Consider the following 20,334-nt stretch of genomic DNA (forward strand, 5'->3'; position numbering starts at 1 on the left):
GATGACAAGGGCCGATCGCAAATTGGTTTAGACCTATCGAGGAGCTGAGGTCCCTTCAGAAGCACGCACCAGGCACGCATGGGGTACGCACTCCGAGCCACGTACGGACAGGCACGCGGGTTCACCCGCCAACCATTCCCGCGACCGCCCCCACGTGGACGCCATGACACATGCGACGCCCGGGCGTGTCGCGGCCCTCACGCCTGGCCCTCACGCCTGGCCCTCACGCCCGGCCCTCACGCCCGGCCCTCACGCCCGGCCCTCACGCCCGGCCCTCACGTCCGGTCCTCACGTCCGGTCCTCACGTCCGGTCCTCACGCCCGGTCCTCACGCCCGGCCCACGTAAGGGCGCCCCGCCTATATACCCGCCGCATCCATACGTACGGCGTGGGGGGGGCCCCCCCCCCCCCGGGCCCCCCCCCCCCCCCCGGGCCCCCCGGGGGGGGGGGGGGGGGGGGGGGGGCCGGCGGCCCCCCCCCCCCCCCACAACCACCCCCCGCCCCCCCCCCCCCCCCCCCGCCCGCCCCCGCCCCCCCCCCCCCCCCCCCCCCCCCCCCCCCCCCGCGGGGGGGGGGGGGCCCCCCCCCCCCGGGGGCCCCCCCCCACGCCGAGGTCACACGGGTGGCGAGGTCAGGCGGGGTGCCGCAGATCCTCCGCCGCCCCCACATGATCGAACAGCTCGCCGTCGTCGCGTTCGACCAGCAGATACGCCTGCGCCTCCCCGACGTGGAAGTACATCCCGTGCAGCTCGAGCGCACCCTCCCGCAGAGCCCGCGCCACTGACTCGTGCGCCCGCAGATGGTCCAACTGCTGCACCACGTTGGTCAGACACAGCTGCTCCACCGCGTCGGCCGGCGCCCGCCCGGCGAGCCGGGCCCAGGGGTGGTTCTTGGCGGCCATCCGCTCCAGACTCGGCAGCCCGTGCCGCAGCCACCGTTTGAGTGGGGTCTGCGCCCCGCCGGGCTCCGCGTTCAACAGGGCCTGCATGGCCCCGCACCCGGAGTGCCCGCACACCGTGATGGATCGCACATGCAGTACGTCCACCGCGTACTCGATCGCCGCGGCCACCGAATCGTCCCCGCTCTCATCCCCGGGTCTCGGCACGAGGTTGCCCACGTTGCGTACGACGAACAGGTCGCCCGGACCACTGGAGGTGATCATCGACGTGACAAGCCGCGAGTCGGCACAGGTCAGGAACAGCTGCGACGGTTGCTGCCCTTCCCGTGCCAGCCGCGCCAGCTCACCCCGCACCAGGGGCGCGGTGTTGCGCTGGAACGCGCTGATCCCGCGCGCCAGTTGATGACCGCTCTGCCCGCTCCGGCCATCGCGCCCGGCGGCACCGGCCGGCCCCACCGACCCGTCTGCCCGGCCCGCCCCACGCGACCGGTCGTCGGCGGATGCGGGCTGCGGACCGGCGGAGGGTTCGCAGTGATGGTTGCGCCATGGCGTCCAGGGGTGGCAGCGGCAGTGGGAGGGGCCCGCGGGCTCGGCGATCCGGGTGCCGGTCCGCCCGGTCAAATCGACCGTGCCGCCTCGCGCGACATGCGCGTTCTGCCAGTCCTGCAGGGACTCGTATGCCGCGTGGTCCATGAACGAGCCGTCCAACTCCAGGACCACATGCGCCCCTTGAGGCACCAGGTGCAGGGCGCGGCTGAGCCGAGGCACCGCGAGGAACGTCAACTGCCCTCTTACTCGTACGTGATGGACTGCTCCTCTCTCGTCATGCGTGATGCGCGTGCGGGTGAGGCGGTGCAGGGCGACGGCGACGGCCACGGAGACCCCCAGCGCCACGCCCTCGAGAACACCGAGGCACACGACGCCGAGCGTGGTGACGACGTACACCAGCACTTCGCGGTGGCGGGTGACCGTGCGGATGTGGTGCAGGGACACCATCTGGATGCCGACGGCCATCACCAGGGCGGCGAGCGATGCGAGGGGGATCAGCTCCAGGATCGGGACCATCAGCAGCGCGGCAACTACTACGAAAACGCCGTGCAGCATCGTGGAGTTCCGGCTCACGGCACCGGCTTGCACATTCGCCGAACTGCGCACGGCGACCCCGGCGACGGGCAGCCCGCCGAGCGCGCCGGAGACGACATTGGCGGCGCCCTGACCGAGCAGCTCCCGGTTCAGCTCGGAGCGGCCCACCCGGGCTTGCTGCGCGGGTCGCCCCGCCACCAGCTTGTCCACGGCCACGGCGCCGAGCAGCGACTGCACACTGCACACCAGCGTGACGGTGAGGACGGCGGCGGCGATCCCGAGCACCGGCCCCTCGGGCAGCCCGGCCAGCGCGTGGCTGCTCCAGGACGGCAGGTCGACCTTGGGCAGGACCAGCCCGGTGAGTGAGGCGGTCAGGGTGGCCCCCGCGACGGCGACCAGCGCGGCCGGCACGGTGCGCAGGACGTTTCCGACCCGTCCGGGAATCCGTGGCCAGGCGAAGAGGAGCGTCAGTGTCAACGCGCTCATCGAGACCGCCGCGGGGTGAACGCGCGCCAACTGGGCGGGTAGCGCGTGCAGGTTGTCGAGCACGGAGCTCTGCGGGGTGCCGCCCAGCACGATGTGCAGCTGGGCGACGGCGATGGTCACACCGATGCCGGCCAGCATGCCGTGCACGATCGCGGGGCTGACGGCGAGCGCCGTGCGGGCCACGCGCAGGCATCCCAGGCCCAGCTGGGCGACTCCGGCGAGGACGGTGATGGCGCAGGTCGTACGCCATCCGTAGCGGTGGATGAGCTCGGCGGTGACGACCGTGAGCCCGGCGGCGGGCCCGCTCACCTGGAGCGGTGAGCCGCCGAGCCGCGCGGCGACGAGTCCGCCCACGGCGGCGGCGACGAGCCCCGACTGGAGCGGCGCGCCGGTGGCGAGGGCGATGCCGAGGGACAGGGGCAGGGCGATCAGGAAGACCGCGATCGAGGCCGACAGATCGGCGCCCGCGATACGGAATCGGCGGGGCGGGGTCGGCGGGGGGCTGTGGGGTTGGTGGATGCGCCTGGGCCGAGTCGAGTCGGCGGCGCGGGTGGGGACGCAGGCAGACATTCCCGTCTCCTCCGGGGCAGCGCGGTCGCGGACAGGTGATCCCCGTCCAGGGAGGACGGGGGCAGATCGCGGCCGTGGGTCACGGCGTGCAGTGGCGGGACTTTCAACGCTCGGTAAATAGATCGTAATCCAGAGTAAAGCTCTCATGCGGACTTTAGTGGCAAATGGGGCATTAATTCACCCTCGTGGGTGAACCGAGCTTTTTATCGGCTTGTCGTATTTATTCGGTCTCAGCCTCGTGCGACCTTGACGGCGCTGTCGGCATTTAGCCGCACAGCACCCTGGAACGCCCAAAGCGGCGTTGCTCTGACAGAAGGAAGAAGGTGGGCGGAAATGGCCACCACCCAGAGGATCGCCGCGGGCGTAGCAGTCGCCTCGGCCTGCGCCACGGCGCTCGCCGGTTGCGCCACCGGCACCACCGGTTCCAAGGAAGGCGCACACGGCGCGAACGAGGCCGCGGGGGCCCCGGCGCCCCAGAGCGTGGTCCGCCTGATCGGCGACGGCTCCACCGCGTACACCGGGGCGCAGCCGTATCTGCCCAAGCCCGAGCGACTGAAGCCCGGTCAGAAGCCCCCGCAGTTCGTGGTCTTCTCGTGGGACGGCGCCGGCGAGGACAGCCAGAAGCTCTTCTCGCACTTCCGCAAGGTCGCCAAGGACAACGGGGCGACGATGACGTACTTCCTGAGCGGTGTGTACCTGCTGCCGGAGGACAAGCGCGAGCTGTACAAGCCGCCGGAGCACTCGCCGGGCAGCTCGGAGATCGGCTTCAACGACGAGAAGGGCATCAAGGACACCGTCGAGCAGCTACGTGGTGCGTGGCTGGAGGGCAACGAGATCGGCACGCACTTCAACGGCCACTTCTGTGGTGCGGGAGGCGGTGTCGGCGAGTGGTCGGTCGCGGAGTGGAAGAGCGAGATCGCCCAGGCGAAGGCGTTCGTGAAGTCCTGGAAGACCAACGCGGGCATGAAGAACGCGGCTCCGCTGCCCTTCGACTACGACAAGGAGCTCATCGGCGCCCGCACGCCCTGCCTGGAGGGCCAGAAGAACTTCATGAAGGCGGCCCGGCAGCTGGGCTTCCGCTATGACACCAGCGGCGTCAACAACCAGCTCTGGCCCAAGAAGAAGAACGGCCTGTGGGATCTGTCGATGCAGCTGGTCCCCTTCCCCGGGCACACCTACGAGCAGCTCACCATGGACTACAACTTCATGGTCAACCAGTCGGGCACGCGGACCCAGGGCGACCCCGACAAGCAGGAGTACTGGGGCAACCAGATGCGTGACGGCCTGCTCAAGGGCTTCGACCGCGCCTACGACGGCAACCGCGCGCCGCTGATCATCGGCAACCACTTCGAGTCCTGGAACGGCGGCACCTACATGCGTGCCATCGACCAGGTCGTGGAGAACGTCTGCAACAAGCCCGACGTCCGCTGCGTCTCCTTCCGGCAACTCGCCGACTGGCTCGACGCCCAGGACCCGGCCACGTTGGACAGGCTGCGCGGCCTCACCGTCGGAGAGGCCCCGAAGCAGGGCTGGGCGTCCTTCCTGTCGGGCCGCCCCGCCCCGGCCCCGAAGGGCATCCCCGGGGCGCCGGCCCTCAAGCCGTAGCCACCAGTCCCTCTCCTAGAACGAAACCGGGGTCGACCTGCGCAGCGAGGTCGGCCCCGGTTCTCTCGTTGCCCCAGCTGCCCGCGTTCTTCAGGTGGAAGTGCACCATCTGGCGCGTGTAGCGCTCCCAGTCCCGCAGCTCGTACGTGGCGTCGGCGGCGGTCTGCAAGGTGCGCAGGGAGCGGCGGTTGGCGTCCTCCAGGAGCTCGAACCGGGGTGGGCGGCCCTTCTCCATGGCGCGCACCCAGTCCGAGTGCCCGACTGTGACCAGGAGGTCGTCACCGACCTCGGCGCGGAGGAAGTCGATGTCGTCCTGGCCCTGCACCTTGTTGCCGACGACCTTCAGGATGACTCCGAAGTCGCGGGCGTACTCCTTGTACTGCCGATAGACGGAGACTCCCTTCAGGGTCGGCTCGGCGACGAGGAACGTGATGTCGAAGCGGGTGAACATGCCGGACGCGAAGGAGTCGGAGCCCGCCGTCATGTCGACGACGACGTACTCGCTCTGGCCGTCGACGAGATGGTTCAGGCAGAGCTCCACTGCACCGGTCTTGGAGTGGTAGCAGGCCACCCCCAAATCGGCCTCGCTGAACGGGCCGGTGACCATCAAACGGACGGCGCCGCCGTCGAGTTCCACCGGCCGCGCACAGGCGTCGTATACCGGATTGTTCTCGCGCACCCGCAGCAGTCGGGACCCCTCACCGGGCGGGGTCGTCTTGATCATCGTCTCCGCGGACGTGATCCGCGGATTGGAGCCGCGCAGGTAGTCCTTGATCAGCTGCAGTCGCGGGCCCATGGCGGGCAGCCCGGCGGCCACCGCCTCGTCGAGGCCGAGGGCGGCCCCCAGGTGCTGGTTGATGTCGGCGTCCACCGCGACGACCGGCGATCCCGAGGCCGCGAGGTGGCGGATGAAGAGGGAGGACAGGGTCGTCTTGCCGCTGCCGCCCTTCCCTACGAAAGCAATTTTCATGTTCACCAAGGGTAGTGGGGTGATTGCGCACAGTGCCCTGGTGACGTGAAGAAGACCACTCCTTCGTGGGGCGGGCCGTCGGGGTGCGTAGGGTCGTACTCATGAGTACGACAGGCGCGACCGCCGATCCGCTCGCGGCCCTGGGCTCGCTGCCCGGCGTGGCCGAATCCGTCGAGTCCGTCCGCAAGGCAGTGGACCGGGTCTACGGACACCGGATCATGCGGCGCCGCAGCAACGAGATCACTTCCGAGGCCGCACTGCGGGGCGCCCGTGGTTCCGCGGCGCTGTCCGGCGCCGACTGGGCCCTCGAAGAGGTGCGCCGACGCACCGACTTCAGCGGTGACGACGAGGCCCAGACGGTCGGAGCGGCTCTTCGGCTCACGGCCGAGGCGGGCCAACTCCTGTCCATCTGGCGGCAGTCTCCCCTCCGGGTGCTGGCCCGGCTGCACCTCGTCGCGGCCGCGGACCAGGGGGACACCGTCGGCAGGCCCCGTCAGGACGGCGAACCGGTCGACGAGCCGCTCGTCGAGCTGCCCCTGCCGGACGCGACCGAGGTGGCCGGCCGACTCGAAGGGCTCTCGCAGCTGATCATCGCGGGTGGTTCGGCCCCGGCGCTGGTGACGGCTGCCGTCGTGCACGGCGAGCTGCTCGCCCTGCGCCCCTTCGGGACCCACAACGGCCTGGTCGCACGCGCGGCCGAGCGCATCGTCCTGGTCGGCAGCGGCCTCGACCCCAAATCCGTCTGCCCGGCGGAGGTCGGTCACGCCGAGCTGGGGCGTGCGGCCTATCTGGCGGCCCTGGAAGGCTATGTCTCCGGTACCCCGCAGGGCATGGCGACCTGGATCGCCCACTGCGGCAGGGCGATTGAACTGGGAGCCAGGGAGTCGACAGCCGTCTGCGAGGCGCTTCAGCGCGGCGCGGCGTAAGTTTCCGGACAGGGTTGCGGCGGTACGAGTTTTCGTACCGCCGCTGGCATGCTCACCGGGTTACCAAGCGTCCTCGATATGTTGCCCATCAGGTCGGGAACTCCTGCCCGTCACCTGGTGCGGCTGGCCCGTAATCGACGGGTCGACGTCGCGTGGGTGCTCGATGTCCATGCGCGGTCCGTGGGGCCTTCGGTTGCGTTTGAAGGTGATCCTTTCGGATGTCCTTGGTCTCGCGGGCCGTTAACCCCTTTCTACTCCTGGTCCAGAGGAAGCGGAACCCCTGACTGCACTTCTTTACTTTTAGGTTCAAATGGCAGTGAATCGGACGTAAATGTGCCGCACGCACACGCGTGACGCCCTCACACCACCGTCGTGCGCCGCTTGCTCGCGTACCAGACGAGTCCCGCCGTGGCCGCCGCCGCTCCTATCGCGGCCGCCGCGACGAGCGCCGGACGCGGCGGCACCGACAGCGCGGGCAGCCGCTGCTTGAGCCGGACCGGCCGGTGGAAGTCCAGAATCGGCCACGAGCGGGCAAGCGCCTCGCGTCGCAGCGCACGGTCCGGATTCACCGCATGGGGATGGCCGACGGCTTCCAGCATCGGAACGTCGGTCGCGGAGTCGCTGTAGGCGTAGCAGCGCGCGAGGTCGTACCCCTCGGACGCGGCCAGCTCCTTGACCGCCTCGGCCTTCGTCGGCCCGTACGCGTAGTACTCCACCTCTCCGGTGAAGCAGCCGTCCTCGCCGACGACCATGCGTGTGGCCACCACCCGGTCCGCGCCGAGCAGCTCTCCGATCGGCTCGACCACTTCGGCCCCGGACGTGGAGACGATCACGACGTCCCGCCCGGCGGTGTGGTGCTCCTCGATGAGGGAGGCGGCCTCGTCGTAAATGATCGGGTCGATCAGGTCGTGCAGCGTCTCGGCGACGATCTCCTTGACCTGCTGGACGTTCCAGCCGCGGCACAGCGCGGACAGGTACGCGCGCATCCGCTCCATCTGATCGTGGTCCGCGCCGCCCGCCATGAACACGAACTGGGCATATGCGGTGCGCAACACGGCCCTTCGGTTGATCAGCCCGCCTTGGTAGAACGACTTGCTGAACGTGAGCGTGCTCGACTTCGCAATGACCGTCTTGTCCAGGTCAAAGAAGGCTGCCGTGCGAGGCAAGGAGTGGTTTTCCACGAGCCCGAGCATATGCGCCCACCATTCGGGCTAGTGTGGGGCGCGTGGGTTTGCCTGAGAGGGCTCTCGGGTACACCATGGAAGTCACGGATCGTTCGCGACCGTGCTAACCCGGTCCGACTCCTCCCCCCCCGAGTCGGCCGTGGGGACGACCCCCGCTCTCCCCCCCGGCGGGGGTCGTCGCATGTCCGGATGGGTTTTCCCTCTTTCGCGCGACCCCGGGACCCCGTTGTCACCGCTGTGGCCGCCCCCTCCGCATGCCCGTGATTCATCACTCTGCGTATCCGTGAGGCTGCTCTGTGGAAGTCACAGGCGGCTCACCGGTATGGGTGAAGGCGATATTCACAACCACTGAGTTGTCCACAGTTATCGACCAAGATCCACACGATTTTCTGGATCGCTGCACCGTGATTCCAGCGCGTCCCGCTCGCGGCGAGTTCCTCGCGGCAAGTTCATGGTCGGTTCCGTTTGTCGGACGCGTTTGGCCGGTTCGTATCGGCCGTTCATATGGAGGCCGCTTGCCGGTTCTTCACACGAGCGGGAATCGCGGGTCCGCAGAGGACCTTGCGAGCTCCGCGCAAGGAGCAGCGAAGGGGGCTGGAGATCGTGGCGGGAGCCATCACACACGACCTGCCGCCCGCCGCCGACGGGCGGCAGGGCGGACCATTGATCGTCACGGAGGACGCCGAACTCCTCGACGACCTGCTGCGCCTGTGCGCCGCGGCGGGCGCGAGGCCGGAGGTTCACCACGGGGTGCCCGAGGGCCGCGGCAGCTGGGAGGCGGCACCGCTCGTCCTGGTCGGCGACGACGCGGCGCGGCGCGTGCGCGGAGCGGCGCGCCGACGCGGAGTGGTGCTGGTCGGCCGGGACCAGGACGACTCCGGCGTCTGGAAACGGGCTGTCGAGATCGGAGCCGACCACGTCCTGATGCTTCCGGACGGCGAGCAGTGGCTCGTCGACCGCATCGCCGACGTGGCCGAAGGAGTCGGCCGCCCCGCGCTCACCGTCGGCGTGATCGGCGGCCGCGGCGGGGCCGGAGCCTCCACGCTGGCCTGCGCGCTCGCCGTCACCTCTGCGCGCGAGGGACGCCGCACCCTGCTCGTGGACGCGGATCCTCTGGGTGGCGGACTCGACGTACTCCTGGGCGGAGAGGCCGCCGAAGGCCTGCGCTGGCCGGCGTTCGCCGCCTCCCGCGGCAGGGTCGGCGGCGGTGCCCTGGAGGAGTCCCTTCCCGCACTGCACGCGCTGCGCGTCCTCAGCTGGGACCGCGGCGACTGCGTCACCATCCCGGCGCAGGCCGTCCGCGCGGTCCTGGCCGCCGCCAGACGGCGCGGCGGCACCGTGGTCGTCGACCTGCCCCGCCGCGTCGACGAAGGCGTCGCGGAAGCCCTCGCCCAGCTCGACCTCGGGCTGCTGGTGGTCCCCGCCGATCTGCGCGGCGTCGCGGCGGCCAAACGGGTGGCGTCCGTGGTCGGCATGGTCCTGCGCGACCTGCGCGTCGCGGTCCGCGGCCCCTACGCGCCGGGGCTCGACGACCGCGAAGTGGCCCGCCTGCTCGGACTGCCGCTGGTCGGCGAGGTGCCCGCGGAATCCACGCCGCCAGACACCGGCGTGCCGCCCGGGGGAGCGTCGCGGGGGCCGCTCGCCCGGTTCTGCACGGCCTTCTGGGCGCGGGTTCCGGTGGAAGGCGGGGGCGTATGAGCTGGGAGGCGGGCACGGGCGCGGGGACCGGAACGGGACTGCTGGACGGCGTACGGCAGTGGCTCGCCGAGAGCGGGTCGGAGCCGACTCCCGCGCGCGTGGCACAGGCCCTGCGCGAGCAGGGGCGAGTGCTCGGAGACGCCGAAGTCCTCGGCGCCGCCGAGCGGTTGCGCTCCGAGCTGGTCGGCAGTGGGCCGCTGGAGCCGCTGCTCGCCGACCCGTCGGTGACCGACGTCCTGGTGTCCGCGCCGGACCGGGTGTGGGTGGACCGGGGCGGTGGCCTGGAACTGACGAGCGTCTCCTTTCCGGACACGTCGGCCGTACGACGTCTCGCGCAGCGCCTCGCGGCCGTGGCCGGGCGAAGGCTCGACGACGCCCGGCCCTGGGTCGACGCCCGGCTTCCGGACGGCACCCGACTGCACGCGGTACTGCCCCCGGTGGCCGTCGGCTCCACCTGCCTGTCGCTGCGGGTCGTACGGCCGCGTGCGTTCACCCTCGACGAGTTAATGGCGGCGGGGACAGTCCCGCCGAGCGGGGACCGGGTGCTCAGAGCCCTGCTGGACGCCCGGCTGTCGTTCCTGATCAGCGGCGGCACCGGAAGCGGCAAGACGACCCTGCTGAGCGCGCTGCTGGGGTTGGTCGGTCCCGGGGAGCGGATCGTGCTGGCCGAGGACTCGGCGGAGCTGCGGCCCGACCATCCCCATGTGGTGCGTCTGGAGGGGCGGCCAGCCAATCAGGAGGGCGTCGGACTCGTGGCGCTGCAGGACCTGGTCCGTCAGGCCCTGCGCATGCGACCGGACCGACTGGTGGTCGGGGAGGTGCGCGGACCGGAGGTCGTGTCGCTCCTGGCGGCGCTCAACACAGGCCACGAGGGCGGCTGCGGAACGGTGCACGCGAATGCGGCGGCGCAGGTACCGGCCCGTCTGGAGGCCCTGGGCACGGCGGCAGGGCTCGACAGGGCGGCGCTGCACAGTCAGCTGGCGGCGGCGCTGTCCGTGGTCCTGCATCTCGTACGGGACCGGGCCGGGCGGCGGCGGATCGCCGAGGTGCATGTCCTGGAGCGCGATGCGACGGGGCTGGTGGTGACGGTGCCCGCGCTGCGGTGGGGCACGGAGGCGTTCGCGTATGAGCGGGGGTGGGAGCGGCTGCGGGGGCTGCTCCGGGACGGGACCGAGGGGAGTGGGCTGCGATGACGGGGGTCGGTGACATCTCGGTGGGGGCGGCCATGGCGTGTGCCGGGGCGGCGGCCTGGTTGATGGGCGGGTGGGACGCGGGCGCGCGCAGGGCGCGGCTGCTGTGCGCTGCTGGCGGGGTCGTGGCCACCGGACCGCCGGCGTGGGAGCGGGCACGGGCCGAGTGGCGGCGGCTGCGCGGGCGGCTGCGCCCCGAAGGGTGGTCGCTGGTCGCCGGGTTGGTGATCGCGGTACTGGGTGCGTCCGTGGTGCCGCTGTTCCTCGGGGCGGCCGGGATGCCGCTGCTCCGCCGAGTACGGCGGGCCGGGGAGGCGCGGCGCGCGGGGGAGCAGCGGGGTGAGGCGGTGATCGCCCTGTGCGGGGCGCTGGCCGGCGAGGTGCGGGCCGGGCATCAGCCGGGCGAGGCACTGCGGAGAGCCGCGCGCGACTCGGGCGGCCTCGGCGAGGCCCAGGCGGTGGTGCTGGCGGCGGCGCGGTTCGGCGGTGATGTGCCGGGCGCGCTCACCGACGCGGCACGGCAGCCGGGGGCCGACGGGCTGGTGGGGCTCGCCGCGTGTTGGCGGGTGGCGGTGGACCGGGGCGCGGGCCTGGCGGCGGGACTCGACCGCCTGGAAGGGGCCCTGTGCGCGGAGCGGGACCAACGGGCCGACCTGCGAGCCCAATTGGCGGGATCGCGATCCACGGCGGTGATGCTCGCGGGACTGCCCGTCATGGGCCTTCTGCTCGGCGCCGCGCTGGGCGCCGATCCGCTGCACGTGCTGCTGCACAGCGGGCCGGGCCTGGGCTGTCTGGTGGTCGGAGGGGTGCTGGAGGGCGTGGGGCTGTGGTGGGCGCTGCGCATCGTGAGGGGAGCGGAGGCGGCGTGAACACGGAAGTTGTCCACAGGCTGGGGGCGCTTGTGTGCGGAGCGCTCGCGCTGGGGTGGCTGCCCCGGGCGCTCGGTGCGGCGCGGCGTGAGCGACGGGCGCGCAGAAGGCTGACCGACCTGCTGGCCCTGGAGAGGACACCCGAGAAGCGGCGCTTCGCGGTCCGGGACGTCGTGCGGCGGTGGCTGCCGGTGGCGGGCGCGGTGTGCGCCGGCGGGGTGCTGGTCGGCGGTCTTGCCGGGGTTGTGGTGGGGCTGCTGGCCGGCTTCGGGGCCTGGCGGTGGCGGCGGCGTCGCAGACCGGGACCGGTGGAGGAGTACGACGCGGCACTGGCCGCCCGGCAACTCCCCCTGGCGGCCGACCTGGTCGCGGCCTGTATCGCGGCGGGGGCGGACCCCGTGGTCGCGGCGCAGGCGGTGGGCGAGGCCCTGGGCGGACCGGTGGGGGAGCGGCTCGCGCGGGGCGCGGCGGAGGTACGGCTCGGGGGCGAACCGGCCGAGGCATGGCGGAGGTTGGCGTCGCTCCCGGGCGCGGGGGCGCTGGCGCGACTGCTGGAACGGGCGGGCGAGTCGGGTGTACCGGCTGCCGTGCCGGTCGGGCGGCTCGCCATGGAGGCCCGCGCCGAGCGGGGCCGCACCGCGACGGCGCGGGCGCGTCGGGCGGCCGTCATGGTCACCGCGCCCGTGGGGCTGTGCTTTCTTCCCGCGTTCCTCGCGATGGGCGTCCTGCCCGTGGTGATCGGGCTGGCGGACGGGGTGCTGGGAGGGGGTGGCGGATGACGGGCTACGGCTTGGGCTGAGCAACGGACGATCAGCTGAACGACGGACGATCAACAGGTTCGAACCTTACGGGGGTTGAGATGTGCAAGACGGTGGGCGTACGGATGCGGGCGTGGCTGCTGGGTCTGGCGGTGCGCGGGGACGCGGGAATGGTCACCTCCGAGTACGCGGTGGGTGTCCTCGCGGCGGTGGCTTTCGCGGCGGTGCTCTACAAGGTGGTGACGAGCGGCCAGGTCGGCGCGGAGTTGCAGGACATCGTGGGGCGGGCGCTCAATGCCCCGATGTGAACGCGGGACGGCGGGTTGGGGCTGGCACCGAAGCCGGAGCCGGGACCGGGGATTCGTGACCGCCGAGGCCGCCGTGGTGCTGCCCTCTCTGGTGCTCGTCGGAATGGCGCTGGTCTGGGCCCTGCTCGCCGCTTCGGCGCAGATCCAGTGCGTGGACGCGGCCAGGGCGGGTGCCCGTGCGGCGGCCCGCCAGGACCCGCCGGACACGGTGGTGGCGACGACCCGCCGCGCGGCACCGCGCGGCGCCAGGGTCACCGTGACCCGCGAGGGCGGCCTCGTCCGGGTCACGGTCAAGGCGAGCGCGCCGGGACCGGAGGGACTGTCGCTGGAGCTGAGCGACGAGGCCGTGGCACTGGCGGAGGAGACGGTGGGGGTGGTGAGGGGATGAGGGTCTGGAGCCGCGGTCACGTCGCGGGGACGGCCGCTTGGAACAGATGGCACACCTACCGGACCCGTTGCTCGGACAGAGGATCGGCCACCGTCTGGACCGTCGGGGCGATCGCCGTGCTGTGTGTCGTGTTCGGGGCCGTCCTGGCCATGGGACAGGCGGTCGTGGTCCGGCACCGCGCGGCGGGGGCGGCCGACCTGGCCGCGCTCGCCGCGGCGGACCACTGGGCGGACGGCGGCACCGCGGCCTGCGCCCAGGCGGACCGGGTGGCGCGGGCCCAGCGGGCCCGGCTGGTGCGGTGCGCCGTGGAGGGCGAGATCTCGGACGTCACGGCCGCGTCGGGCGCCGGACCCTTCGACGTGGAGGTCAGGTCCAGAGCCGGTCCCGCGAGACCGCAGGAGCCGGGGCCTAGCCCTCCGGCGCCCCCCGCAGCAGCTCCGTGAGCAGCCGCACAGCGCCCCGTTTGTGCAGCGGCTCGTTCCCGTTGCCGCACTTGGGGGACTGGATGCAGGACGGGCAGCCGGCCTCGCACTCGCAGGATGCGATGGCCTGCCGGGTGGCGGTGAGCCAGGCGCGGGCGGTGTGGAATGCGCGCTCCGCGAAGCCCGCGCCGCCCGGGTGGCCGTCGTAGACGAAGACCGTGGGCAGGAGCGTGTCCGGGTGCAGCGGGATGGACACGCCGCCGATGTCCCAGCGGTCGCAGGTGGCGAACAGCGGGAGCATGCCGATCGACGCGTGCTCGGCGGCGTGCAGGGCGCCGCCGAGGATCTCCGGGCTGATCCGGGCCGCGTCCAGCTGGTCCTCGGTGACCGTCCACCACACGGCGCGCGTGCGGAGCGTACGAGGAGGGAGGTCGAGTTTCGACTCGCCCAGCACTTCACCGGTGATGACACGACGACGCAGGAAGGAGACGACCTGGTTGGTGACTTCGACGGAGCCGTAGCACAACCGGCCCTCGCCCCAGGGGACTTCGGTGTCCGTCTCCAGGACGGAGATGGACGTCGTGTCGCGGGCGACCGTCGAATACGGCGGGTTGGCCTCCTCGACCAGGGCGACGGAGTCCTCCAGGTCCAGGTGCTTCACCAGGTACGTACGGCCCTGGTGGAGGTGGACCGCGCCCTCGTGGACCGTGGTGTGCGCGGAGCCCGCGTCGACCGTGCCGAGCAGCCGCCCGGTGCCGGCCTCGACGATCTGCACCGGACTGCCGCCCTCGCCGCGGATGTCGGTCAGGTCGGCGGCCCGCTCCCGACGGGTCCAGTGCCACGCCGTCGTCCGCCGGCGAAGCAGCTTCGCGGCCTCCAGCTGCGGCAGCAGATCCGCGGCGGCCGGGCCGAAGAGCTCCAGATCCTCTTCGGTGAGGGGGATCTCGGAGGCGGCGGCGCACAGGTGCGGGGCGAGGACGTACGGGTTGTCGGGGTCGAGGACGGTGGATTCCACCGGCTGGTCGAACAGGGCCTCGGGGTGGTGCACGAGGAATGTGTCCAGCGGGTCGTCGCGGGCGACGAGGACGGCGAGTGCGCCCTGCCCCGAGCGGCCGGCGCGGCCCGCCTGCTGCCACAGGGAGGCCCGAGTCCCCGGGTAGCCCGCGATGACGACGGCGTCCAGGCCGGAGACGTCGACGCCGAGTTCGAGGGCGGTGGTGGCGGCGAGGCCGAGGAGTTCGCCGGAGTGCAGGGCGCGCTCCAGAGCGCGGCGTTCCTCGGGGAGGTAGCCGCCGCGGTAGGCGGCGACGCGCCGGGCCAGTGAGCGGTCGATCTCGGCGAGACGCTCCTGGGCGATCACCGCGATCAGCTCGGCGCCGCGGCGGGACCGTACGAAGGCGACGGAGCGCACGCCCTGGAGGGTCAGGTCGGTGAGGAGGTCGGCCGTCTCGGCGGTGGCGGTACGCCGAACGGGTGCTCCCTTCTCGCCGTGCAGCTCGGTGAGCGGGGGCTCCCAGAGGGCGAACACGAGTTCGCCGCGAGGGGAGGCGTCGTCGGCGATCTCGACGACCGGGAGGCCGGTCAGCCGACGGGCGGCGACCGAGGGCTCCGCGGCGGTCGCGGAGGCCAGCAGGAAGACCGGGGAGGAGCCGTAGCGGGCGCACAGACGGCGCAGCCTGCGCAGTACCTGGGCCACGTGGGAGCCGAAGACGCCGCGGTAGGTGTGGACCTCGTCGATGACGACGTACTTCAGGGCGCGGAGGAAGGAGGACCAGCGGGGGTGGGAGGGCAATATCCCGCGGTGCAGCATGTCGGGGTTGGTCAGGACGTAGTTGGCGTACTGCCGTACCCACTCGCGTTCCTCGAACGGAGTATCGCCGTCGTACACGGCTGGGCGAACCGCATTGCCCAAAGGTTGTGAAAGTTCCTTCACCGAACGGCGCTGATCGGCTGCAAGGGCCTTTGTGGGGGCCAGATAGAGCGCGGTGGCCCCCCGGCCGTTCGGAGCCTCGGAGCCGTCCAGGAGGGCCGTCAGGACCGGTGTGAGGTACGCCAGGGACTTTCCCGAGGCGGTGCCGGTGGCGACGATCACGGAGTCGCCGTCCAGGGCGTGCTCGGCGGCCAGTGCCTGGTGGGCCCAGGGGTGCTCGATGCCCGCGGCCTGCACCGCGGCGATGACCTCTGGACGGATCCGGTCGGGCCAGACTGCATGGCGACCCGCCCGCGGGGGCAAGTGCTCCGTATGAGTGATGCGCGAAGCCCGGCTCGGCCCGGAGGCGAGCCGGTCAAGGACCGCGCCCGGATCGGGGCGGGAAGCGGTGTCCGTCGAGGGTCGATCGGATCGGTGATTCTTGGCCATCGGCACCGAGTGTGTCACTGGCGTGACGGACAATGGGGCCAAGGCGTCGTGCACGCCTGCCGGTAAGTGATTGAATGCCATCGCGGCTGGCGAACCGTCCCGGGGGCTCTGCCGAGGTGTCCCTTGGGATGACCGCTCGATAGCAAGGTGCTGGAGGATCCGTGGACCTGTCCCTGTCGACCCGTACCGTCGGCGATCGTACGGTCGTCGAGGTCGGTGGCGAAATCGATGTATATACCGCGCCCAAGCTGCGCGAGCAGTTGGTCGAGCTGGTGAACGACGGCAATTTTCACCTTGTCGTCGACATGGAGGGCGTGGACTTCCTCGACTCCACCGGGCTCGGCGTGCTGGTGGGCGGCCTGAAGCGAGTGCGTGCCCATGAGGGCTCGCTGCGACTGGTCTGCAACCAGGAGCGCATTCTGAAGATCTTCCGCATCACCGGTCTCACCAAGGTGTTCCCCATCCACACCTCGGTCGAGGAAGCGGTAGCGGCCACCGACTGACCCCGTACCCGGGCCTCACGAGTGATGTGGCGTCCGAGACGGTAGAAGCAATGGACGGAGGACCGGGCCTCGGCGGCCCGGCCCCCTGACAGCACGCCCGTAGTTGAGGGGGATGCATGGCCACCGTTGAACTCCGCTTCAGCGCGCTGCCCGAGCACGTCAGGACCGCCCGACTGGTGGCGGCAGCGGTGGCGCGCAGGGCCGGAGTGGACGAGGCCGTCCTCGACGAGGTCAGACTCGCCGTCGGCGAGGCCTGTACTCGTGCCGTCGGACTGCACCAGAGCAACGGCATCTCGGCGCCGGTGCAGGTGAAGCTGATCGAGGAGGAGAAGCAGTTCTCCATCGAGGTCGGCGACGAGGCGCCGCGTTCGGCGCCCGGTGAGACGGCACCCGGTGGGTCGGGTGATCCGGACATGGATGCCGAGGAGGACGAGATGGGCCTCGCGGTCATCAGTGGCCTCGTCGACGATGTCGAAGTCACCGCCGGTGAGCACGGTGGACTGATCAAGATGAGCTGGCCGACCACGCCGCCGGCCGCGCTCGTTCCCTGATCGCACCCCCGCAACACACTCGAAGGGCCCTGCTGAGCAGGGCCCTTTTTGTATGCCCGCTTCCGGACGGGGTCCGGCCCGGCCTTTTCGTGAATTCATTCACGATCAATCACGCGATTATTGGATCAAGCGTCAACGCTTTTAGGGCATTACTTCTTTTGGGTTCCATGGATGCCCGTCGATCATTTGCTGATCGGCATGTGAAGGCGAATTCCGCTTACCGGGCACTGTTTTGATCAGGTTCCGGTACCTACAATCCGTCCACATCTTGAGCTCAGCACAGGCGTCAAGGAGGACGAATGGCGGGGCTTTCTACCCCTCATCAGTTTGACCATCCCACAACCTTCGCATCCGCAGTACTGACCAATGACAATCGCTTGATCGTGATGGTCATCGGTGCCGTGGCCCTGGCGGCCCTGGCGGTCGCCGGGGTGCTGGTACGGCAAGTGCTCGCGGCAGGCGAGGGCACCGACAGCATGAAGAAGATCGCGACGGCCATCCAGGAAGGCGCGAACGCCTACCTGGGGCGGCAGATGCGCACGCTCGGTGTATTCGCCGTCGTGGTGTTCTTCCTGCTCATGCTGCTGCCCGCGGACGACTGGAATCAGCGCGCCGGACGATCGATCTTCTTCCTGATCGGCGCGGCGTTCTCGGCGACCACCGGATATATCGGTATGTGGCTCGCCGTGCGCAGCAACGTCCGCGTGGCCGCCGCGGCAAGGGAAGCGACTCCGGCCGAGGGTGAACCCGAAAAGGATCTCACCGCCGTCTCGCACAAAGCCATGAAGATCGCTTTTCGTACCGGCGGCGTCGTCGGCATGTTCACGGTGGGGCTCGGTCTGCTGGGCGCCTCCTGTGTGGTGCTGGTGTACGCGGCCGACGCGCCGAAGGTCCTGGAGGGCTTCGGTCTCGGCGCGGCGCTGATCGCCATGTTCATGCGTGTCGGCGGCGGCATCTTCACCAAGGCCGCCGACGTCGGCGCCGACCTGGTCGGCAAGGTCGAGCAGGGCATTCCGGAGGACGATCCGCGCAATGCCGCGACCATCGCCGACAACGTGGGCGACAACGTCGGCGACTGCGCCGGCATGGCCGCGGACCTCTTCGAGTCGTACGCCGTCACGCTCGTCGCCGCGCTGATCCTCGGCAAGGCGGCGTTCGGCGACGCCGGGCTCGCCTTCCCGCTGATCGTGCCCGCGATCGGCGTCCTCACCGCGATGGTCGGCATCTTCGCGGTGGCACCCCGGCGCTCCGACCGCAGCGGCATGTCCGCGATCAACCGCGGCTTCTTCATCTCCGCGGTGATCTCGTTGGTGCTGGTGGCGGCGGCCGTCTTCGTCTACCTGCCGGGGAAGTACGCCGACCTCGACGGCGTCACGGACGCGGCGATCAGGGCCAAGGACGGCGACCCGCGGATCCTCGCGGTCGTCGCGGTGGCCATCGGCATCGTGCTCGCCGCCCTCATCCAGCAGCTGACCGGCTACTTCACCGAGACCACCCGTCGTCCCGTACGGGACATCGGCAAGAGCTCGCTCACCGGCGCGGCCACCGTCGTCCTGGCCGGTATCTCCATCGGTCTGGAATCGGCCGTCTACACCGCCCTGCTGATCGGCCTCGGCGTCTACGGGGCCTTCCTGCTCGGCGGTACGTCGATCATCCTGGCGCTGTTCGCGGTGGCGCTCGCCGGAACCGGTCTGCTCACCACGGTCGGCGTCATCGTCGCCATGGACACCTTCGGTCCGGTCTCCGACAACGCGCAGGGCATCGCCGAGATGTCCGGCGACGTGGCGGGCGCGGGTGCCCAGGTGCTCACCGACCTGGACGCCGTGGGCAACACCACCAAGGCCATCACCAAGGGCATCGCCATCGCCACGGCCGTCCTCGCGGCCTCGGCGCTCTTCGGCTCGTACCGGGACGCGATCCTCACGGCCGCGAACGACGTGGGCGAGAAGGTCTCCGGGCCCGGCGCGCCACTGAACCTGATGATGGACATCTCGCAGCCCAACAACCTGGTGGGCCTGATCGCGGGCGCGGCGGTCGTCTTCCTGTTCTCGGGGTTGGCGATCAACGCTGTCTCGCGGTCCGCGGGGGCCGTGGTCTACGAGGTGCGGCGGCAGTTCCGCGAGCACCCCGGGATCATGGACTACACGGAGAAGCCGGAGTACGGGCGGGTCGTCGACATCTGCACCAAGGACGCCCTGCGGGAGCTGGCCACTCCGGGTCTGCTCGCCGTCCTGGCGCCCATCGCCATCGGCTTCACGCTCGGCGTCGGCGCGCTCGGTTCGTATCTGGCGGGCGCGATCGGCACCGGCACGCTGATGGCGGTCTTCCTCGCCAACTCCGGAGGTGCGTGGGACAACGCGAAGAAACTCGTCGAGGACGGCCACCACGGTGGCAAGGGCAGCGAGGCCCATGCCGCCACGGTGATCGGCGACACCGTCGGCGACCCCTTCAAGGACACCGCGGGCCCCGCGATCAACCCGCTCCTCAAGGTGATGAACCTGGTGGCGCTGCTGATCGCACCCGCGGTCGTGAAGTTCTCGTACGGCAACGACAAGAACCTCGGTATGCGCATCCTGATCGCGGTGCTCTCGATCCTCGTGATCGTGGGCGCGGTGTACATCTCCAAGCGGCGCGGGATCGCCGTGGGTGACGAAGGCAACGCGGAACGAGTGTCCAAGTCTCACGACGCCGCGGTGGTTTCGTAGCGTTCGGGTCTTTGGGCAGGTCCCCACGGGCGGGCGGCACGCAGCGACGTGCCGTCCGCCCGTCGTTCGTGTGCGTTCACACCTGTGTCGTGAGCCTTCTCTCGCGTGGAGCAAATGGCTGCAATAGAGACTAAATCGGAAATTCGCCATGGGGGCGACACTCATGCGGCGTGTAAGTTCCGGGGCCGAGAGCCACGGAAGGGACCAATCCGGTGAACAAGAAGCTCACGGCCGCACTGTCCGGCGGTGCGGTACTGGTGCTGGCGCTGTCGGCATGCAGCAGCGGTAGTAGTAGCAAGGACGACAAGCTGGACCCCTGGGCCAAGCAGGTCTGTGACGCGGTGCAGCCGCAGGTCCAGAAGATCGCGGCCGCCAACACCGCGATCCAGAAGGAGACCACGGACCAGAGCGCACCGGCGGACGTGCAGAAGGCCGACTCCAAGGGCTTCCAGGACATCTCCGACGCCTACAAGGCAATGGCGGCCGCCATCGAGAAGGCCGGCCCGCCGGACGTGGACAGCGGCAAGACCAAGCAGGAGAACGCGGTCAAGGAGCTCAACGCCCTCTCCGCCTCCTACGCCGATCTGGGGAAGCAGTCCGACGCGCTGAACACGAAGGACCAGGCGAAGTTCGCGGACGGTCTCGACGGTGTCGCCAAGCAGCTGGAGAAGCTCAGCAAGACCGGGACCGACGCCCTGAAGGAGCTCGAAGCGGGCGACGTCGGCAAGGCGATGGCCAAGCAGGTGAGCTGCAAGTCCGCCTCCGCCTCCGCCCCGCCGGCGACCACCCAGGGCTGACCCCCGGAGAACGACCGCGGAGCGACCGCAGAGCGGGGTCCGTCCCGTCACCCGGAAAGAGCCCG

The 20,334-nt window shown here is 70.8% G+C and carries 17 protein-coding genes; 13 read left to right on the forward strand and 4 right to left on the reverse strand.

The genetic code is table 11. The annotated features are described in order from the left end of the window. Positions 1-630 precede the first annotated feature (630 nt). Positions 631-3,036, reverse strand: coding sequence for a SulP family inorganic anion transporter (locus ACFZDJ_RS10390; protein WP_391057654.1), 2,406 nt, complete (start codon positions 3,034-3,036; stop codon positions 631-633). 333 nt (positions 3,037-3,369) lie between these two features. Between ACFZDJ_RS10390 and ACFZDJ_RS10395 the strand changes: the two genes are divergently transcribed. Further along, positions 3,370-4,641 (forward strand): hypothetical protein, encoded by a 1,272-nt coding sequence (locus ACFZDJ_RS10395; protein ID WP_390934251.1) that lies wholly within the window; start codon positions 3,370-3,372, stop codon positions 4,639-4,641. Here the strand turns inward: ACFZDJ_RS10395 and ACFZDJ_RS10400 are convergent. Further along, the gene (locus ACFZDJ_RS10400; RefSeq protein ID WP_390934252.1) at positions 4,631-5,611 is read right to left on the reverse strand and encodes an ATP-binding protein; all 981 of its coding nucleotides are present in this window, start codon (positions 5,609-5,611) and stop codon (positions 4,631-4,633) included. The two genes, ACFZDJ_RS10395 and ACFZDJ_RS10400, sit on opposite strands and share 11 nt — an antisense overlap. Before the next feature lie 101 nt (positions 5,612-5,712). Between ACFZDJ_RS10400 and ACFZDJ_RS10405 the strand changes: the two genes are divergently transcribed. Next, positions 5,713-6,537: a Fic family protein gene (locus ACFZDJ_RS10405; protein ID WP_168509914.1), complete on the forward strand. Its 825-nt coding sequence runs from the start codon at positions 5,713-5,715 to the stop codon at positions 6,535-6,537. Positions 6,538-6,896: 359 nt separating this feature from the next. On the opposite strand, the gene ACFZDJ_RS10410 is transcribed toward ACFZDJ_RS10405, so the two are convergent. After that, on the reverse strand, positions 6,897-7,730 hold the full coding sequence (locus tag ACFZDJ_RS10410; protein WP_384917626.1) for an HAD family hydrolase: 834 nt from the start codon (positions 7,728-7,730) through the stop codon (positions 6,897-6,899). Between the two features lie 594 nt (positions 7,731-8,324). On the opposite strand from ACFZDJ_RS10410, the gene ssd reads away from it, so the two are divergent. The 7 genes from ssd to ACFZDJ_RS10445 all read left to right on the forward strand — a co-directional run bounded on the left by ssd (position 8,325) and on the right by ACFZDJ_RS10445 (position 13,375). Beyond that, positions 8,325-9,419 carry a septum site-determining protein Ssd gene (gene ssd / locus ACFZDJ_RS10415; protein ID WP_391057657.1) on the forward strand — a complete coding sequence of 365 codons (1,095 nt, stop codon included), beginning with the start codon at positions 8,325-8,327 and terminating at the stop codon, positions 9,417-9,419. Continuing rightward, complete coding sequence (locus tag ACFZDJ_RS10420; RefSeq protein ID WP_390934256.1) at positions 9,416-10,612, forward strand: TadA family conjugal transfer-associated ATPase; 1,197 nt, start codon at positions 9,416-9,418, stop codon at positions 10,610-10,612. Before ssd ends, ACFZDJ_RS10420 begins: the two co-directional genes overlap by 4 nt. Next, the gene (locus ACFZDJ_RS10425) at positions 10,609-11,478 is read left to right on the forward strand and encodes a type II secretion system F family protein (protein ID WP_385374973.1); all 870 of its coding nucleotides are present in this window, start codon (positions 10,609-10,611) and stop codon (positions 11,476-11,478) included. The genes ACFZDJ_RS10420 and ACFZDJ_RS10425 overlap by 4 nt, the downstream gene beginning before the upstream one ends. Then, a complete protein-coding gene (locus ACFZDJ_RS10430; protein WP_390934258.1) occupies positions 11,475-12,257 on the forward strand; it encodes a type II secretion system F family protein in 783 nt (260 codons plus the stop codon). Before ACFZDJ_RS10425 ends, ACFZDJ_RS10430 begins: the two co-directional genes overlap by 4 nt. Positions 12,258-12,337: 80 nt before the next feature. Next, a complete protein-coding gene (locus ACFZDJ_RS10435; RefSeq protein ID WP_384917639.1) occupies positions 12,338-12,544 on the forward strand; it encodes a DUF4244 domain-containing protein in 207 nt (68 codons plus the stop codon). After that, complete coding sequence (locus ACFZDJ_RS10440; RefSeq protein ID WP_391057662.1) at positions 12,531-12,932, forward strand: TadE family type IV pilus minor pilin; 402 nt, start codon at positions 12,531-12,533, stop codon at positions 12,930-12,932. Before ACFZDJ_RS10435 ends, ACFZDJ_RS10440 begins: the two co-directional genes overlap by 14 nt. Beyond that, positions 12,929-13,375: an Rv3654c family TadE-like protein gene (locus ACFZDJ_RS10445; protein ID WP_390934260.1), complete on the forward strand. Its 447-nt coding sequence runs from the start codon at positions 12,929-12,931 to the stop codon at positions 13,373-13,375. The genes ACFZDJ_RS10440 and ACFZDJ_RS10445 overlap by 4 nt, the downstream gene beginning before the upstream one ends. Here the strand turns inward: ACFZDJ_RS10445 and ACFZDJ_RS10450 are convergent. Continuing rightward, on the reverse strand, positions 13,341-15,794 hold the full coding sequence (locus tag ACFZDJ_RS10450) for a DEAD/DEAH box helicase (protein ID WP_384917647.1): 2,454 nt from the start codon (positions 15,792-15,794) through the stop codon (positions 13,341-13,343). The two genes, ACFZDJ_RS10445 and ACFZDJ_RS10450, sit on opposite strands and share 35 nt — an antisense overlap. 80 nt (positions 15,795-15,874) lie before the next feature. On the opposite strand from ACFZDJ_RS10450, the gene bldG reads away from it, so the two are divergent. The 4 genes from bldG (at position 15,875) to ACFZDJ_RS10470 (ending at position 20,269) form a co-directional block, all read left to right on the forward strand. Then, positions 15,875-16,216 (forward strand): anti-sigma factor antagonist BldG, encoded by a 342-nt coding sequence (gene bldG, locus ACFZDJ_RS10455; protein ID WP_010986038.1) that lies wholly within the window; start codon positions 15,875-15,877, stop codon positions 16,214-16,216. Positions 16,217-16,332: 116 nt separating this feature from the next. Continuing rightward, positions 16,333-16,767: an ATP-binding protein gene (locus ACFZDJ_RS10460; RefSeq protein ID WP_384917650.1), complete on the forward strand. Its 435-nt coding sequence runs from the start codon at positions 16,333-16,335 to the stop codon at positions 16,765-16,767. Between the two features lie 299 nt (positions 16,768-17,066). Then, on the forward strand, positions 17,067-19,472 hold the full coding sequence (locus tag ACFZDJ_RS10465) for a sodium-translocating pyrophosphatase (RefSeq protein ID WP_385374964.1): 2,406 nt from the start codon (positions 17,067-17,069) through the stop codon (positions 19,470-19,472). A gap of 212 nt (positions 19,473-19,684) precedes the next feature. Beyond that, complete coding sequence (locus ACFZDJ_RS10470) at positions 19,685-20,269, forward strand: small secreted protein (RefSeq protein ID WP_391057666.1); 585 nt, start codon at positions 19,685-19,687, stop codon at positions 20,267-20,269. Positions 20,270-20,334 lie beyond the last annotated feature (65 nt).

This window comes from Streptomyces sp. NPDC007896 (assembly GCF_042959425.1).
Taxonomy (GTDB): Bacteria; Actinomycetota; Actinomycetes; order Streptomycetales; family Streptomycetaceae; genus Streptomyces.

Coding starts and splice junctions, on each gene's coding strand:
- ACFZDJ_RS10390 (WP_391057654.1), bottom strand. CDS start 3,036: ATGTCTGCCTGCGTCCCCACCCGCGCCGCCGACTCGACTCGGCCCAGG.
- ACFZDJ_RS10395 (WP_390934251.1), top strand. CDS start 3,370: ATGGCCACCACCCAGAGGATCGCCGCGGGCGTAGCAGTCGCCTCGGCC.
- ACFZDJ_RS10400 (WP_390934252.1), bottom strand. CDS start 5,611: ATGAAAATTGCTTTCGTAGGGAAGGGCGGCAGCGGCAAGACGACCCTG.
- ACFZDJ_RS10405 (WP_168509914.1), top strand. CDS start 5,713: ATGAGTACGACAGGCGCGACCGCCGATCCGCTCGCGGCCCTGGGCTCG.
- ACFZDJ_RS10410 (WP_384917626.1), bottom strand. CDS start 7,730: ATGCTCGGGCTCGTGGAAAACCACTCCTTGCCTCGCACGGCAGCCTTC.
- ACFZDJ_RS10420 (WP_390934256.1), top strand. CDS start 9,416: ATGAGCTGGGAGGCGGGCACGGGCGCGGGGACCGGAACGGGACTGCTG.
- ACFZDJ_RS10425 (WP_385374973.1), top strand. CDS start 10,609: ATGACGGGGGTCGGTGACATCTCGGTGGGGGCGGCCATGGCGTGTGCC.
- ACFZDJ_RS10435 (WP_384917639.1), top strand. CDS start 12,338: ATGTGCAAGACGGTGGGCGTACGGATGCGGGCGTGGCTGCTGGGTCTG.
- ACFZDJ_RS10440 (WP_391057662.1), top strand. CDS start 12,531: ATGCCCCGATGTGAACGCGGGACGGCGGGTTGGGGCTGGCACCGAAGC.
- ACFZDJ_RS10445 (WP_390934260.1), top strand. CDS start 12,929: ATGAGGGTCTGGAGCCGCGGTCACGTCGCGGGGACGGCCGCTTGGAAC.
- ACFZDJ_RS10450 (WP_384917647.1), bottom strand. CDS start 15,794: ATGGCATTCAATCACTTACCGGCAGGCGTGCACGACGCCTTGGCCCCA.
- ACFZDJ_RS10460 (WP_384917650.1), top strand. CDS start 16,333: ATGGCCACCGTTGAACTCCGCTTCAGCGCGCTGCCCGAGCACGTCAGG.
- ACFZDJ_RS10465 (WP_385374964.1), top strand. CDS start 17,067: ATGGCGGGGCTTTCTACCCCTCATCAGTTTGACCATCCCACAACCTTC.